The sequence below is a fragment of the Citricoccus sp. genome, assembly GCF_035445025.1.
In the GTDB taxonomy this organism is placed as follows: Bacteria; Actinomycetota; Actinomycetes; order Actinomycetales; family Micrococcaceae; genus Citricoccus.
Genome location: NZ_DAOMPX010000002.1, coordinates 69,884 through 85,505 on the forward strand (window position 1 = coordinate 69,884; position 15,622 = coordinate 85,505).

The following is a 15,622-nucleotide window of genomic DNA, read 5'->3' on the forward strand; positions in this document are numbered from 1 at the left end:
CCCGCCGCGGCTCGGAGCGATTCGCCCTGGACTCGGTGGCCGTCTTCGCCGCCGCCGGCCTGGAGGCGGTCCTGATGCCGCGGCCCCTGCCCACCCCGGTGCTCGCCTTCGCCGTGCGGCACCTGGACGCCGACGCCGGCGTCATGGTCACCGCCAGCCACAACCCGCCGGCCGACAACGGCTACAAGGTCTACCTCGGCGGGCGGATGACGGACGAGGCCGGGCGCGGGGCACAGATCACCACCCCGTCCGACGCGGAGATCGCCGGCCACATCGACCACGCCGCCCGCCTCGAGTCCATCCCGCTGGCCCCCGACGGCTGGACCGTGCTGGACGAGGGCATCGTGGGCGCCTACCGGCTCGCGGCCCGCGTGGTCCTGGCCACCCCGGACCACTCCGTCACCGTCCCCGCACGGCACCTGGACGTCGTGTACACCCCCCTGCACGGCGTGGGCGGGGCGGTGCTGCCCGACCTGTTCGAGGACGCCGGCTTCGCCCGGCCGTACGTGGTGCCCGAGCAGGCCGAGCCGGATCCCGCGTTCCCCACGGTCGCCTTCCCCAACCCCGAGGAACCCGGCGCCATGGACCTCGCGCTCGCCGCGGCGGCCGAACGCGGCGCCGACCTGGTGATCGCCAACGACCCCGACGCCGACCGGCTGGCCCTGGCCGTCCCGGTGCCGCAGCGCCCGGACCGGGCGGGCACGGGCGGGCCGGGCTGGCGCATGCTCACCGGTGACGAGGTGGGCGTGCTGCTCGGCCACCAGCTGATCGACCGGCTCCGTCCGACCGGGGCCGTGATGGCCAGCTCGGTGGTGTCCTCCCGGCTGCTGTCCCGGCTCGCCGCGGAGCTCGGCGTGACCCACGAGACCACGCTGACCGGGTTCAAGTGGATCGGCCGGGTCCCCGGGCTGGGCTACGGCTACGAGGAGGCCCTGGGGTACTGCGTGGCCCCGGACCTGGTGCGGGACAAGGACGGGATGACCGCGGCCCTCGTGGCCGCCGAGATGGCCGCCTCGCTCGCGGCCGAGGGCCGGACCCTGCTGGACGTCCTGGACGCGATCGCCCTGCAGTTCGGCGTGACCGTGACCGGCCAGCTCTCCCTCCGGGTGGCGGACACGGCCCTGCTGGAGGCGATGATGACCCGGTTGCGGGTCACGCCGCCGACCAGCCTCGCCGGCCATGACGTCACCGCGGCGGTGGACCTGTCCCAGGGCTACCGCGGCCTGCCGGCGACCGATGCCCTGATGTACACCACCGCGGACGACTCCCGGGTGGTCGTGCGCCCCTCCGGGACCGAGCCCAAGCTCAAGTGCTACCTCGAGGTCGTCCGCCCGGTCGACTCCGCGGCCGACCTGCCCACGGTCCGCGCCGAGGCCGGCGCCGCCCTGGAGCAGCTGGAGCGGTCCGTGGCCGAGGCCCTGGGCCAGTAGGCTGGAACCCATGGATCTCGCCCAGTACATCGACCACACCCTGCTCAAGCCCCAGGCCTCCCGCCAGGACATCCTGGACCTGTGCGCCGAGGCCGCCGCGGCGAAGGTGAAGAGCGTCTGCGTGAACCCCGTGTGGGTGTCCACGGTGCACGAGGCCCTGGCCGGCAGCGGCGTGCTCACCTGCGCCGTGGCGGGATTCCCGCTGGGCGCCACCACCACCGCCGTCAAGGTGTCCGAGGCCGCCGGTGCCGTGGCCGACGGTGCCGATGAGGTGGACATGGTCATCGACATCGCCGCCGCCCTGGCCGGGGACAACGCCGCGCTGGTGGCGGACATCGGCGCCGTGGCCGAGGCGGTGCACGCAGGCGGGGCGATCCTGAAGGTCATCATCGAGACCTGCCTGCTGGACGACGCCGCCAAGGAACTGGCCTGCCGGGCGGCCGTCGAGGCCGGTGCCGACTTCGTCAAGACCTCCACGGGCTTCTCCACCGGGGGCGCCACCGTCGAGGACGTCGCCCTGATGCGCCGCGTGGTGGGGCCCGAGGTGGGGGTCAAGGCCTCCGGCGGCGTCCGCACCCGTCAGGACGCCCTGAACATGATCGACGCCGGCGCCACGAGGATCGGCGCCAGCTCCGCCCTTGCTATCCTGAAGACGAGCTGACGCACGGGCCCATCCCGCGTCGGCAATCGCTCGCACCAGTACTGAGGAGACATCGTGATCGTCAACGGCAAGCCCAAGAGCTACTCCGGTCAGGGCAACTTCTGGGGCAACATCCTGGTGACGGCCGTCTGCTTCGTCCTGTTCGTCGGCTCCCTCTACGCCATGGGCTGGTGGGACTTCGAGAACGCCTGGATCCCCGGCATCGCCGCCCTGGTCCTGGCCACGCTCGCCTTCATCATCCCCCAGGGGGTCATCGGCCGCGGTGACACCGTGGACCACGAGGCCATCCACGCCGAGGCCACGGTCGCACGCCGCGGCCACTGAGCCCGGCGTCCCGGACACCGGGACCGGAGGGTCCTATCCCCCACCCAGACACCTCGGCCTCGCCGGCCACCAGACGTCCACGCCGGAACACCGGCGTGGACGTTCTGCGTATCGTCTCCATCGCCGCCGTCGTCCTCGGCCACGCCTACGGGCCGCGGCTGCCCGGCAGCGAGTACCTGGAGATCTGGCGGATGCCGCTGTTCTTCTTCCTGACCGGTTACTTCTGGACCCTGGGCCGGCCGTTCGCCCACGAACTGCGCGCCCGCTGGAAGACCCTGGCGATCCCCTACCTGGTCTGGGCCGTGATCATGAGCGTGCCGGCCTGGCTGTGGACCCGCGGTGCCCCGGCCGAGTTCTGGCCCCTGATGGCCACCGGCTGGTACGGGGGATCGGACCAGACCCCGCCGTGGTGGGCCTTCTGGTTCATCTCGGTGCTGTTCTTCGTGACGCTGCTGCGCCGCTGGCTCGAGTACTTCCCGCCGTGGGTGGCCTGGGCGGTCTCGGTGGGCGGCCTGCTGCTGTCCCTGATCCCGGACTCGTTCCTGGGCCGGACGCCGCTGGGGATGGGCCTGGCCCTGCCCTGCCTGTTCTTCGTCCTGGCCGGTGAGCTGTTCCGCTACCAGGTCCAGCCCCGGATCACCCGGTACCGCGCCGTGACGGGAACCTGCATCCTCCTGTTGGGCCTGCTGGCGGTGCGCCTGGGCGTGGAACCCCTGAACATCAAGTTCGCCGGGTTCGGGCAGTTCCTGCTGAGCCCCGTGGTCGGCACGGCCATGGCCGCCGGCCTGGTGCTCGTGTTCGGCACGGTGGTGGACCGGTTCGTCCGTGATGCGGCGCCGGCGGTCAACGCCCTCGTGCGCACCGGCACCGTGGTGGTGCTGTTCCACGGGTGGCTGTTGCAGACCCTCGTCGCCTCCGGCGTCCTGGACGACGCCGCCAAGTTCGTCCTGTGCCTGCTCATCAGCTGGTCCGTGGGCCTGCTGATCAACGCCACCCCGCTGTCCCCGTGGCTCTCCGGCGTCCCGGCCCCGGACTGGTGGACCCGCTGGCGGGCCCACCGCGAGTACCTGGCGGGCCGGCACCACTAGGCCGCCGACCGCACTGGGTCACCGGCGGACCCTGGTCGCCGGCAGTCCCGGGCGGCCGGCGGACCCGGGTCGCCGGCGGTCCCGGGTGACCGGCGGCCCTAGGCGGCCGGCTGGTCCGGCAGGAAGATCGCCTTGAGCACCTGGGCGGCCCAGTCCAGCAGGGGCAGGTCCACGAGGTCCTTGCCGCCCACCGGGGCGGTCCTGGGCCGCGGGATCATCACCGCGTTCAGCGCCGGCTTGACCGAGGCCCCCTTGTACATGCGCTTCAGCCGCATCTCCCGGGACTCGGGCAGGTCCGCCGGGCCGAACTTCACGTTCTGGCCCATCAGCATGACCTCGGTGACGCCGGCGGCCCGGGCGGCGTTGCGGAACCGCGCCACGGCCACCAGGTTCTGCGCGGCCCCGGGCAGCTCGCCGTAGCGGTCCTGCAGCTCCTCCACCACCGCGTCGACCGCGGCGTCGTCGTTGGCCTGGGCCAGGTTGCGGTAGGCCTCCAGCCGCAGCCGCTCCCCCGGCACGTAGTCGTGCGGCAGGTGGGCGTTGATCGGCAGCTCCACCTTGACCTCGGCGGGGGCGGTCTCCTCCCCGCCCTTGAAGTCGGCCACGGCCTCACCCACCATCCGCAGGTACAGGTCGAACCCGACCCCGGCGATGTGCCCGGACTGCTCGCCGCCGAGCAGGTTGCCGGCGCCGCGGATCTCCAGGTCCTTCATGGCCAGTTGCATGCCGGAGCCGAGCTCGTTGTGCGCGGCCACGGCCTTGAGCCGTTCCAGGGCGGTCTCCCCCAGCGGCTTCTCGGCGTCGTACAGGAAGTAGGCGTAGGCGCGGTCCCGACCACGGCCCACCCGCCCGCGCAGCTGGTGCAGCTGGGACAGGCCGTAGGCGTCGGCGCGGTCGATGATCAGCGTGTTGGCGTTGGCGATGTCCAGGCCGGTCTCGATGATCGTGGTGGAGACCAGCACGTCGAACTTCCGCTCCCAGAAGTCCACCATCACCTGCTCCAGCCGGTTCTCGCCCATCTTGCCGTGGGCCACCACCACGCGCGCCTCGGGGACCAGCTCGCGGATCCGCGCGGCCACCTTGTCGATGGACGAGACGCGGTTGTGCACCACGAACACCTGGCCCTCGCGCATCAGCTCGCGGCGGACCGCCGCGGTGACCTGCTGGTCCGTGTACGGGCCCACGTAGGTCAGCACCGGGTGCCGTTCCTCGGGGGCCGTGGCCAGGGTGGAGGTCTCCCGGATCCCCGTCAGGGACATCTCCAGGGTGCGCGGGATGGGGGTGGCGGACATGGCCAGCACGTCCACGTTGGTGCGCATCGTCTTCAGCGCCTCCTTGTGCTCCACCCCGAAGCGCTGTTCCTCGTCCACGATCACCAGTCCCAGGTCCTTGAACCGGATCTCCTTGGACAGCAGCCGGTGGGTGCCGATGACCACGTCCACCGACCCCTCGGCCATCCCGTCGAGGGTCTCCTTGGACTCCGCGGCGTTCTGGAACCGGGACAGCGCCCTGACCTTGACGGGGAAGCCGGCGAACCGTTCGGTGAAGGTCTCGTGGTGCTGGCGGGCGAGCAGCGTCGTCGGGACCAGCACCGCCACCTGCTTGCCGTCCTGGACGGCCTTGAAGGCCGCCCGGACCGCGACCTCGGTCTTGCCGAAGCCGACGTCACCGGAGATCAGCCGGTCCATGGGGACCGCGGCCTCCATGTCCTGCTTGACCTCGTTGATGGTGGTGAGCTGGTCCGGGGTCTCGATGAACGCGAAGGACTCCTCGAGCTCGCGCTGCCACGGGGTGTCCGCGGCGAAGGAGTGACCCCTCGAGGCCATCCGGGCCGAGTACAGGCGGATCAGTTCCCCGGCGATCTGCTTGGTCGCCTTCTTCGCCTTGGACTTGGTGGAGGCCCAGTCCGAACCGCCCATCTTGGACAGGCTCGGCGCCTCCCCGCCGACGTACCGGCTCACCTGGTCCAGCTGGTCCGTGGGCACGAAGAGCCGGTCCCCCGGCGCCCCGCGCTTGGACGGGGCGTACTCGAGCACGAGGTACTCGCGGTAGGACTCCCCGGTGGCCGAGCTGCCGGCGCCCCCGGCCGTCCCGGCACCGGCCACCTTGCGGCGCTGCAGTTCCACGAACCGGGCGATGCCGTGCTGGCTGTGCACCACGTAGTCGCCCTCGGTCAGGCTCAGCGGGTCCACCGCGTTGCGGCGCTTGCGGGCCAGGGTCTTGGTGGCCCCGCGCGGCCCGGAGACCCGGTTGCGCCCGAACAGGTCCTGCTCGGTCAGCAGGGCCACCTTCGCCTGCTGCATCGCGAAGCCGGAACCGGCGACGGCGGTGGTGATGGTCACCTGTCCGGGCTGCGGCTCGGCGGGCACGGTCTCCACCACGACGGCGGGCAGTCCGGACTCGCCGAGCAGCTCGGCCAGCCGCCGGGCCGGGCCGGGCCCGTCGGTGGCCACGACCGCCTGCCAGCCCTCGGCGCACCGCTGGCTGACGTGCTGGATCATGGCGTCCACGTCCCCGTGGAAGCCGCGCGGCTCGGTGAACGCGGTGCGCAACGCGGAGGCGTCGGGGAGCAGTTCGACGTCGGCCCCCAGCGCGGTGAGCTGCCACCAGCCCTGGAAGCGCCCCAGCGCGGTGGCGCGGGTCTCCGCGAGGGTGGCGAAGCCGCCCGCCCCCGCCTGGCCGGTGTCGGGACCGGATCCGGCGGCGCCGCCCAGCGCGGCGATGTCCACCGGGGCCGCACCGCCCTGGGAGGCGGAGGCCCAGGCCGCGGTGAGGAACTCCTCGTTGGTGTTGAGCAGGTCGTCGGCGCGGTGCCGGACCTTCTCCGGTTCCACCAGGACGGTCAACGAGTCCTCGGGGAGCAGCTCCAGGAACGGGACCATACCGTCCGCGAGCACCGGCGCCAGGGACTCCATGCCCTCTACCGCGATGCCCTCGGCGATCCGCTCGAGCATGTCCACGGCTCCGGGCAGGGACGGCTGGAGGTCCCGGGCACGGCGGCGGACGGAGTCGGTCAGCAACAGCTCGCGGCACGGCGGGGCGTACAGCGTGGTGGGGTGGCCGGAGCCGTCACCGGTGGCGTCCTGCAGGGAGCGCTGGTCCGCCACGGAGAAGTACCGCATCTGCTCCACGGTGTCCCCGAAGAACTCGATGCGCAGCGGGTGGGCCTCGGTGGGCGGGAAGACGTCCAGCAGCCCGCCGCGCACGGCGTACTCCCCGCGGCGCGAGACCATGTCCACCCGCGAGTAGGCGGCGTCGGCCAGGGCCTGGACCACCGCGTCGAAGTCGTGGTCCTCGCCCACGCGGATGCGCACCGGGGTCAGGTCGCCGAGCCCGGCCACGAGGGGCTGGAGCACCGAGCGGACCGGGGCGGTCACCACGACCAGGGGCGGCCGGCCGGCCTCACCGGGGTGGGTCAGGCGGCGCAGCACCGCCAGGCGGTTGCCCACGGTGTCCGAGCGCGGCGAGAGCCGTTCGTGCGGCAGGGTCTCCCAGGACGGGAAGTGGGCCACGGTCTCCGGGTCCATCCAGCCGGCCAGGTCCGCCGCGAGGTCCTCGGACTCCCGGGAGGTGGCGGTCACCAGCAGGACGACGCCGGGCCGGGCCAGGCCCCGCCCGGCGTCCTGTGGGACCCTTGACATCCCGTGGTGCGCGCCGGCGAGCATGGCCGCCAGGGGTGCCCGGGCGCCGTCGGGCAGGCTGATCTCCAGGTCCTCGGTGCGGTCGGCTCCGGTCCGGCCGGCGGAGACGACGGCGGCGGCGACGGACGGGTCCTGCAGCAGGGCGGGAAACAGCCCTGCCAGCGGGTGGGGTGTGGTCATTCATCCCAGCATAGTTGCTCCGATAGGCTCGACTCCGGCGTCCGCTGCCAGCGGAGGCCACGTAGCGTCGAACCCCCAGGAGGAGCCCCATGGCGTTCAAGGAGTCCACCACCATCGCCCACCCGCCGGCTGACGTGTTCACGGCCCTGGCCAGTGAGGAATTCAACCGCAAGGTCACCGAGGGGCTCGGTGGTCAGCTGGTCGCCTTCGAGCGCCAGGGTGAGCCGACCGGGCCGGTGTCCGTCACCATGCTCCGTTCCGTGCCCGTGCACCGGTTGCCCGAGACGGTGCAGAAGTTCGCCGGCAAGTTCCTCGGGGACAAGCTGAGCGTGGAGCAGCAGGAGAACTGGTCCGCCCCCGCGGCGGACGGCTCGCGGACCGGGCAGTTGCTGCTCAGTGTCACCGCGGTCAAGGTCACCGCGACCGCCGAGCAGCGGCTGGTGCCGAATGAGACCGGCACCGACGTGCAGGTGGACGGCTACGTGGAGTGCCGGATCCCGCTGGTCGGCGGCAAGCTGGCCGAGGCCGCCGAGCCGCGGGTCGGCAAGGTGCTGGCACGGCAGTCGCGTGAGGTCACGGACTGGCTGGACCGCTAGGCCGCGCGGATCCGCGCCGTCGTCCTGAACGAGAGGACCCGTCACCCCGGGAGACCGGGGTGACGGGTCCTCTCGTTCAGGACGGAACGCTCCGTCCGGGAGGGCCGGGCGCCACGAGGGCGAGCCCGGCCCGCGTCAGGAGACGCCGTCGAACAGGCTGGTGACCGAGCCGTCCTCGAACACCTCGCGGATGGCGCGGGCGATCAGCGGGGCGATGGACAGCACGGTCAGGGTCTCGAACCGCTTCTCCTCCGGGATCGGCAGGGTGTTCGTCACGACCACCTCGCGGGCGCCGGACTCGGCCAGTCGCTGAGCGGCCGGATCGGAGAACACGGCGTGGGTGGCGGCGATGATGACGTCCTTGGCCCCGGCGTCCTCGAGCACCCGGACGGCCCCGGCGATCGTGCCGCCGGTGTCGATCATGTCGTCGATCAGCACGCAGGTGCGGCCCTCGACCTGGCCGACGACCTGCTTGGACACGGCCTGGTTCGGCACGGTCAGGTCACGGGACTTGTGGACGAAGGCCAGCGGGGCACCGCCCAGGCGCTCGGCCCACTGCTCGGCCACGCGCACGCGACCGGTGTCCGGGGAGACCACGGTGAGCTCGTCGCCACCGGTCCGGGAACGGATGTAGTCGCTCAACAGCGGGATGGCGAACAGGTGGTCCACGGGGCCGTCGAAGAAGCCCTGGATCTGGGCGGTGTGCAGGTCCACGCTCATGATGCGGTCCGCGCCGGCGGTCCGGTACAGGTCGGCGACGAGGCGCGCGGAGATCGGCTCGCGGCCGCGGCCCTTCTTGTCCTGGCGGGCGTAGGGGTAGAACGGCGAGATGACGGTGATCCGCTTGGCCGAGGCCCGCTTGAACGAGTCCAGCATGAGCAGCTGTTCCATCAGGTGGTTGTTCAGCGGCGCCGGGTGCGACTGCATCACGAAGATGTCCTTGCCGCGCACGGACTCCGCCGAGCGGACGTAGATCTCCCCGTTGGCGAAGTCGTAGGCGCTCATCGGCAGCAGCTCGGTGCCCAGTTCCTGGGCCACCTGCTCCGCCAGCTCGGGATGGGCGCGGCCGGCGGCCAGGACCAGCTTCTTCTCGCTGTGCTGGGTGATCTCATTCATGGGGATGTACTTCCTGGTTCTTGTCGGGGGTGCCGGCCGGCGGGGAGGGGAGGGGAGTCTCGGGGCGGGCTCAGGAGCCGTCGCCGGGGGCGTCCTGCGCGGACCGGGCGCGAGCGGCGGCCTCGGCCGCGGGGGAACCGGGGCGGCGCTCCTCGGTCCAGCCCTCGGCGTTGCGCTGCGGGGCCACGGTGAGGGCCAGCGCACCGGCCGGGACGTCCTTGCGCACCACGGCGCCGGCGCCGGTGTAGGCACCGTCCCCCACGGTCACGGGGGCGATGAACACCGTGTTGGAGCTGGTGCGCACGTGGTCGCCGATCACGGTCCGGTGCTTGGCGACGCCGTCGTAGTTCGCGGTGATGTTGCCGCAGCCGATGTTCGTGTACTCGCCGATCTCGGCGTCCCCGGCGTAACCGAGGTGCGAGAGCTTGGACCCGCGGCCGATGACCGCGTTCTTCGTCTCGTAGAACGCCCCGATCTTGCCCTGCTCCCCCAGCACCGTGCCCGGCCGGATGTAGGTGAACGGCCCGACGACGGCCCCGGCGCCGATGACGGCCCCGGTCGCCTGGGTGCGGGTCACGGTCGCACCGGCGCCCACCGTGGTGTCCACCAGCGTGGTGTCCGGACCGACGACGGCGTCCTCGGCGATGTGCGTGGTGCCCTGCAGGTGGGTGTTCGGCAGGACGGTGGTGTCCGGCTCGAGGGTGACGGTGGAGTCGATCCAGGTGGTCTCGGGGTCCTGCACGGAGGTGCCCGCCCGCATGTGGGCCTCCACGGTGCGCCGGTTCATCTCCGCTCCGAGCGCGGAGAGCTGGACGCGGTCGTTCGCGCCCTCGACCTGCCACTGGTCCTCGGTGGTGACCGCGGCGACCCGGCCGCCGGCCTCGCGGGCCAGCGAGAGCACGTCCGTCAGGTACATCTCGCCCTGGGCGTTGTCCGTGGTGACCCGGGACAGGGCGTCCACCAGGAGGGCGCCGTCGAAGGCGTAGATGCCGGAGTTGACCTCGTTGACCTGCCGCTGGGTGTCGGTGGCGTCCTTGTGCTCCACGATGCCGGCCACGGAGCCGTCCGCCTCGCGGAGGATCCGGCCGTATCCGGTGGGGTCGGCGAGCAGAGCGGTCAGCACGGTCACGGCGTTGCCCTCCGACTGGTGGGCGGTGACCAGTTCGTCCAGCAGGGCGGTGGTCAGCAGCGGGACGTCCCCGTAGGTCACCACGACCGTGCCCTGGACCGGGTGCCCGGCGGCCTGGAGTGACTCCAGTCCACACTGCACGGCGCGGCCGGTGCCCGGGACCTCGTCCTGGTCGGCGATCGTGAGGGTGGCCGCCTCGAGGCCCGGGAGTTCGTCGGCGAGGGCGGTGATGTGCCCGGCCACGAGGTCGCGCTGGTGCCTGACGACGGCGACGAGCCGCTGGGGGGCCAGGCCGGCCGCGGCGGCGAGCGCGTGGCCGATCATGGAGCGGCCGCCGATGCGGTGCAGGATCTTGGGGGTCTTGGACTTCATCCGGGTACCGGCGCCTGCTGCCAGGACGATGACGGCTGACGGCGCGGCGCTGGCCACGGAGGACTCGGTCAAGGATCTACGCTCCTGCATCGATGCTTCACGGCGGGACTGCCGCAGGCCAGTCTAGACCGCCCGCTCCACGTGATCGCCACTCGGGACCACGTGGACGGCGTGACGTGTACCGGGCGGGGGTACTCGACCGCCTCGGGGTCCGGCCCGTGGGCTGCGGGTTGCCCTTGCCGACCGGGCGGGGCGTTCCTACGGTGAAGCCAGTGCGACCGTTGACCGGCAACGCGTCGCGGAGGACGCCTGGGGGGGCACAGATGCCGACGATGAACGCCGAGTCAGCACGAGTGGGTGAACCCACGGCAGCGCCCTTCGGCCGGGCACGCTGCCGGCAATGGGCCGGCTGGCTCCTGCTGGCCTACCTGCTGGGGGTGTGTGCCCTGGTGCTCTCCGTCCGCCTGACCTCCCCGGGCCTGCCAGAGTTCACCGACTCCCTCGTGGCGTGGTCCGCCGAGACGGGGATCCTGGCCGGGCTGCCCTTCGACCGGATCGGGGCCGTGGCGAACGTGGTGGTCTTCGTGCCCATCGGTTTCCTGCTGACCTGCCTGTGGGGGCGGTGCGGGAGCCGGGGCGAGGGCACCGGGACCGCGCCGCGCACCGGCGTGCCGGACTGGGGGGTCCTCCTGCTGGCCACGGCGTGGTCCGCCGGGGTCGAGCTGACCCAGTTGTACCTGCTCACCGGGACCAGCGGGACCGTGCGGGACCTGGTCTGCAACTCCGCGGGCGCCCTGGCCGGCGTGGTCCTCTACCGCGGCGTCCAGGCGGCCCGCCAGCGGGGCCGGACGGACATTCCCTCCTGAGCGGCCGCCGTCGTGTCCCCGGGCCGCGTGGCGGGGACACCGCGCCCGGCGGTTCATACCGCAGGCCGCCCTGCCAGCAGCCGGTGGGTCAGGAACGATCCCAGTTCGGCGGCCGACCGCGCCAGCGAACCGGTGCGCTCGGCGAGTCCGTGCCGACGGCCCAGCGCATTGCCGTAGATGTTCTCCAGGAGCAGGGCCGCGCGGCGGAGACTGTGGTGCTCCTCGACCACCGCGCGTGACCACTCCCCCCTGCGGCGGCGCTCGGCGGCGTCCGCGGCCAGTTCCATCAGGTGGGGCAGCAGTCCGTACTCCCCGCCGTCGCCGACGCCGTAGTAACCCTGCCAGTCGAACGACGTCATCGTCCGCCGGGTGACCGGCTCGCAGAATCCGTCCGCACCCAGCACGATCGCCGGTTTGGCGTAGGCCATGCCCCGCAGGACCGAACCGCCCATGCCCAGCACCACGTCCGCGGCCGCATAGGCCGGGGAGGGGTCCGGGAGGCTGCCCGTGACGAGCACCACGCGGCGCCCGTGGCGGGTGTTGACCCGGCGGGCGGCCGCGCGGATGCGCACGAGCTCGGGTCCACCGCCGCCGATCAGCAGGACGGCGGGCTCGCGTTCGGCCAGGCGGTCGACGTGGGCGATGGCCGCGATGACGCCCGCGGCCTGGTCGAGATCGGTGGTCATCTGTCCGACCAGGGAGATCACCAGGTCCTCCGGCGAGAGCCCCAGGGACCTGCGGGCGGGCCGGGGGTCGGTGGGCGCGCAGGCGACCGTGTCCACCGGTGGCGCCATCAGGTGCCGGCGGGTGTGGGCCCCGGTGTCCGCCCACAGCCTCCGCGAGCCCACGATCAGGTCCAGGTGCCGGGGCAGGAACCGCGGGACGTCCCCGCACGGCACCGTCATCACCTGCGGGATCCCGATGAGACCGTGGGCACCGAAGGAGACCCCGATGGAGGGACCCCACTCGTAGGTGTGCACGACGTCGGCCCGCCACGAGCGGGCCAGCCGGAGCAGGCCGGCCGCCCAGCCCACCGAGAGACGTGCCGAGGAGCCCGCCAGGGTCAGGTCCAGGCCCAGGGCGTGGACCCGGTCCATCAGCGGGCCGGGCGAGGCGTAGAGCATGACGTGATGACCGCGGTCCCGGATGGCGGCGGCCAGGTCCAGGGCGTTGAGCTGGCTGCCGCCTGCCTCCATGTCGTGCAGGCAGACGATGATCCTCATCGGGGTGGCACCCCCGGGGTCCCCTCGCCGCGGCGGTTCCGCGGCGCCTGGGAGGCGGACTGCAGGCTCGCGGTCACCCGGCGGTGTTCCTCGGCCGTCATCGTGTGGAAGACCGGCAGGACCAGGGTGTGGTCGGTCAGCCGCTCGGTCACGGGCAGCGGCCGCACCCGCCCGGAGTGTCCCGCGTACGCGTCCTGCCGGTGGACGGCCATGACGCCCCGCCGGGCCGAGATCCCGTCCGCGACCAGCCAGGCGAGCAGTTCGTCCCGGTCCAGGGGGAATCCGGGCAGGACCTCGATCCAGAACGACTGGAAGTTGCCCCGTCCGTAGTCCGGGTCCGCCGCGTACCGCACCCCGGGCACCGTGGCCAGCACGTCCTGGTACTCATGGGCCAGGGCCCTGCGGCGCCGGACCATCTCCGGCACCTTGCCCAGCTGGACCAGCCCCAGGGCGGCCTGCAGGTCCGTCATGCGGTAGTCGAAGCCGATCTCCGGGTAGTGCTCCGGCGCCGAGGGCACGGACTCATGGCGCTCGGCCGCGCTGACGTCCAGGGAGTGCTCGCGCAGCCGCCGGGCGCGGGCCGCCCACTCCGGGTTGTCCGTCGTGAGCATGCCACCCTCACCGGTGGTGAGCACCGCGTCCTGGTGGAAGGACCAGGCCGTGATGTCGGCGCCCGTCCCGACCGGACGGTCCCGGTAGGTGCAGCCGACCGCGCCGTCGGCGTCCTCGATCAGGGCCAGCGAGTGGCGGTCGCACAGGTCCCGGATGGGGTCCAGGTCCAGCGGCATCCCGCCCTGGTCGACCGCGATCACCGCCGTGGTCCGGGGCGTGATGACCGCGTCCAGCGTCTCCGCCGTGGCGATGCCGGTGATCAGGTCCACGTCCGCGAACACCGGCCTCGCTCCCGCATAGGTCACCGCGTTGGCGACGGCCAGGAAGGACAGGGACGGGACGATGACGTCATCACCGGGCTGGATCCCGGCCACGACGAGCGCCAGGTGCAGGGCCGAGGTGCCCGAGGAGGTCGCGACGGCGTGGGAGACGCCCTGGGCCTGGGCGAAGGCGCGTTCGAACTCGGCGGTGCGTGGACCCTGGGCGACCCAGCCCGACTCGATGACCTGGCGGACCGCCTCCGCCTCCTCCGGCCCGAGCCAGGGACGCATCAGGCTGATCCTGCTCATCAGGTCCCACCCCGTCCGGTCCGCTCGCCCGCGTCCGGTGCCGTCCCGCCGGCGCCGGACGCCCCGTGGGCCGGTGCCCACGGATCGGGGATCGCGGTCGTGGCCCCACCCCGCGCGAGGCTGGTCGAGGTCGACTCCAGCACGGACAGCACGCGCAGGGCCGACCGGCCGTCGGTCAGGGCCGGCCGGTGACCACGGATCGCGTCCGCGAAGTTCGAGACCATCAGGGCGAGCGGCGTGGACTCGCTCAGGGGAGGCGACCAGGGGTCCTGCAGCCGGGACGGGATCGCCGCGCCCGGGCCGGTCCCGGCATCGGCCAGGCCCATGTGCCGGCGGTCCGGGACGGCATCCCGGTCGTAGATGCTCAGCCGCTGCTGGGGGTTCAGGTCGTCCCAGATCAGTGTCTTCCGGCTGCCCCCGATCACCATCTGCTGGACCTTCGTCGGGGACAGCCAGTTGACGTGGACGTGGGCCAGGGCACCATTGGACAACGGCAGGTTCAGGTACCCCACGCAGGCCTTGCCCGAGCGCAACGGGTCCGCGCCCTGGGCCGAGACGACCTGCGGTTCCAGGCCTCCGGGGAGGACGAAGTCCAGGACGGACAGGTCGTGCGCCGCCTGGTCCCAGAACACGTCCGCGTCCGACCGGACGAAGTCGTGGTTGATCCTGACGGAGTCCACGTAGCGGATCTCCCCCAGCTCACCGCCGGCGATGAGCTCACGGATCTTGAGCACGGCCGGGGTGTAGCAGTACGCGTGGTTCACCATCAGCACGCTGCCGCGGGACTCGGCGGCGGCCACCATCTCGACGGCGGCCCCGGTCGTGTCCGCCAGGGGTTTCTCCAGCAGCACGTGCTTGCCGGCGGCGAGCGCCTGCAGGGTGATCCCGTGGTGTGTCTGGGCCGGTGTCGCGATCACGACCGCGTCGACGTCGTGTCCGGCGAGCAGTTCGGTCACGGAGCTGGTCACGGCAGGGTTCCCGGCCTCCCGGGCCAGGCCTTCGGCCCGGGACCGGTCCTCGTCACAGACGGCGACGACCTCCCAGTCCGTGCTCTGGGCGAAGCCCCGGGCCAGGCCCGGGGTGCCGCTGTCGGCACCGATCACGGCCACGCGCAGCGTGGGACGGAGGGTGTTCTCGGAGGGGAGGCCCATCAGTACACCCCCGGCCCGGGTCCGTGGAGGCCCTGATCGTCCCCCGTCAACGGCCCGGCCACGACGACGGCGTCGGCGCCGAGGTCCTTGACGGCGGTATCGACCTCGTCGATCCCCACGTAGCACAGGGCGCGGTGGGCCTCACCCCAGTCCTGGGTGGCGTCCCCCGAGGCGACCTCGCCGTCCAGCACCACGCCCACGATCGTGTAGGCGGCGGGCCGCCGCCCGGCCCGGTGCAGGACCTGGCGCACGTCGGCCGGGGCGCCGACGACCACGACGGAGAGGGCACGGCCCTCCAGCCGGCTCCGGCGCACCACGGCCCGCCAGGGCCGCCGGGCAGGCAGCCACCGGGCCGGCCCGCCGGGGGCGGTGATCCGCAGGAGCGTCGTCAGGACCGTCACGAGAGCGCGGTCCAGGAGGCCACCCCGGCACGGGGTGACCGGGACGGCGTGCTGCGTGCGCTGACCGCTCGACAGGGCGGTGCCGGATGTCTGCACCATGGTCACGACTCATCCCGGGGCCCGCGCGGGGCATCGGCTGGAAAAGGCATTTGGACTCCCACAGGGGTGAGGGGCCGGCCTGCCCATGAGCGTGAAGCACGACCGGCCCGGGGAGGCCGCCGGGGGTGACGGCCTCTCGCTTCCCCTCGAGCCTAGGATCGGCC

The 15,622-nt window shown here is 72.8% G+C and carries 13 protein-coding genes; 6 read left to right on the plus strand and 7 right to left on the minus strand.

What is annotated here, in order from left to right; genetic code table 11:
* The 4 genes from PLJ28_RS01390 to PLJ28_RS01405 all read left to right on the plus strand — a co-directional run.
* A partial coding sequence (locus PLJ28_RS01390; protein ID WP_324589846.1) for a phospho-sugar mutase occupies positions 1-1,430 on the plus strand: 1,430 nt, incomplete at its 5' end.
* A gap of 10 nt (positions 1,431-1,440) precedes the next feature.
* Positions 1,441-2,091 carry a deoxyribose-phosphate aldolase gene (gene deoC, locus PLJ28_RS01395; RefSeq protein ID WP_183523975.1) on the plus strand — a complete coding sequence of 217 codons (651 nt, stop codon included), beginning with the start codon at positions 1,441-1,443 and terminating at the stop codon, positions 2,089-2,091.
* Between the two features lie 54 nt (positions 2,092-2,145).
* Complete coding sequence (locus PLJ28_RS01400) at positions 2,146-2,415, plus strand: hypothetical protein (RefSeq protein WP_183523972.1); 270 nt, start codon at positions 2,146-2,148, stop codon at positions 2,413-2,415.
* 95 nt (positions 2,416-2,510) lie between these two features.
* The gene (locus tag PLJ28_RS01405; protein WP_183523969.1) at positions 2,511-3,503 is read left to right on the plus strand and encodes an acyltransferase family protein; all 993 of its coding nucleotides are present in this window, start codon (positions 2,511-2,513) and stop codon (positions 3,501-3,503) included.
* A 98-nt stretch (positions 3,504-3,601) separates the two neighbouring features.
* Here the strand turns inward: PLJ28_RS01405 and mfd are convergent, their stop codons facing one another.
* Positions 3,602-7,324, minus strand: a complete 3,723-nt coding sequence (gene mfd / locus PLJ28_RS01410) for a transcription-repair coupling factor (RefSeq protein WP_183523966.1) — start codon at positions 7,322-7,324, stop codon at positions 3,602-3,604.
* Positions 7,325-7,413: 89 nt separating this feature from the next.
* Here mfd and PLJ28_RS01415 point away from each other — a divergent pair, with 89 nt between their 5' ends.
* Positions 7,414-7,920 (plus strand): DUF2505 domain-containing protein, encoded by a 507-nt coding sequence (locus tag PLJ28_RS01415; protein ID WP_298044751.1) that lies wholly within the window; start codon positions 7,414-7,416, stop codon positions 7,918-7,920.
* 135 nt (positions 7,921-8,055) lie between these two features.
* On the opposite strand, the gene PLJ28_RS01420 is transcribed toward PLJ28_RS01415, so the two are convergent.
* Positions 8,056-9,036 carry a ribose-phosphate diphosphokinase gene (locus tag PLJ28_RS01420; RefSeq protein ID WP_183523960.1) on the minus strand — a complete coding sequence of 327 codons (981 nt, stop codon included), beginning with the start codon at positions 9,034-9,036 and terminating at the stop codon, positions 8,056-8,058.
* A 70-nt stretch (positions 9,037-9,106) separates the two neighbouring features.
* Positions 9,107-10,627 (minus strand): bifunctional UDP-N-acetylglucosamine diphosphorylase/glucosamine-1-phosphate N-acetyltransferase GlmU, encoded by a 1,521-nt coding sequence (gene glmU, locus PLJ28_RS01425; protein ID WP_183523957.1) that lies wholly within the window; start codon positions 10,625-10,627, stop codon positions 9,107-9,109.
* Between the two features lie 242 nt (positions 10,628-10,869).
* Between glmU and PLJ28_RS01430 the strand changes: the two genes are divergently transcribed.
* Positions 10,870-11,403: a VanZ family protein gene (locus PLJ28_RS01430; protein ID WP_183523953.1), complete on the plus strand. Its 534-nt coding sequence runs from the start codon at positions 10,870-10,872 to the stop codon at positions 11,401-11,403.
* 53 nt (positions 11,404-11,456) lie between these two features.
* On the opposite strand, the gene PLJ28_RS01435 is transcribed toward PLJ28_RS01430, so the two are convergent.
* Genes PLJ28_RS01435 through PLJ28_RS01450 form a run of 4 tightly spaced genes read right to left on the minus strand, consistent with a single transcriptional unit; the run spans position 11,457 to position 15,458 of the window.
* On the minus strand, positions 11,457-12,626 hold the full coding sequence (locus PLJ28_RS01435; RefSeq protein WP_183523951.1) for a glycosyltransferase: 1,170 nt from the start codon (positions 12,624-12,626) through the stop codon (positions 11,457-11,459).
* Positions 12,623-13,807, minus strand: coding sequence for a DegT/DnrJ/EryC1/StrS family aminotransferase (locus PLJ28_RS01440; RefSeq protein ID WP_255459392.1), 1,185 nt, complete (start codon positions 13,805-13,807; stop codon positions 12,623-12,625). The genes PLJ28_RS01435 and PLJ28_RS01440 overlap by 4 nt, the downstream gene beginning before the upstream one ends.
* A complete protein-coding gene (locus PLJ28_RS01445) occupies positions 13,807-14,958 on the minus strand; it encodes a Gfo/Idh/MocA family protein (RefSeq protein ID WP_183523948.1) in 1,152 nt (383 codons plus the stop codon). Before PLJ28_RS01445 ends, PLJ28_RS01440 begins: the two co-directional genes overlap by 1 nt.
* Complete coding sequence (locus PLJ28_RS01450) at positions 14,958-15,458, minus strand: nucleoside-diphosphate sugar epimerase/dehydratase (RefSeq protein ID WP_183523945.1); 501 nt, start codon at positions 15,456-15,458, stop codon at positions 14,958-14,960. The genes PLJ28_RS01445 and PLJ28_RS01450 overlap by 1 nt, the downstream gene beginning before the upstream one ends.
* Between the last annotated feature and the right edge of the window lie 164 nt (positions 15,459-15,622).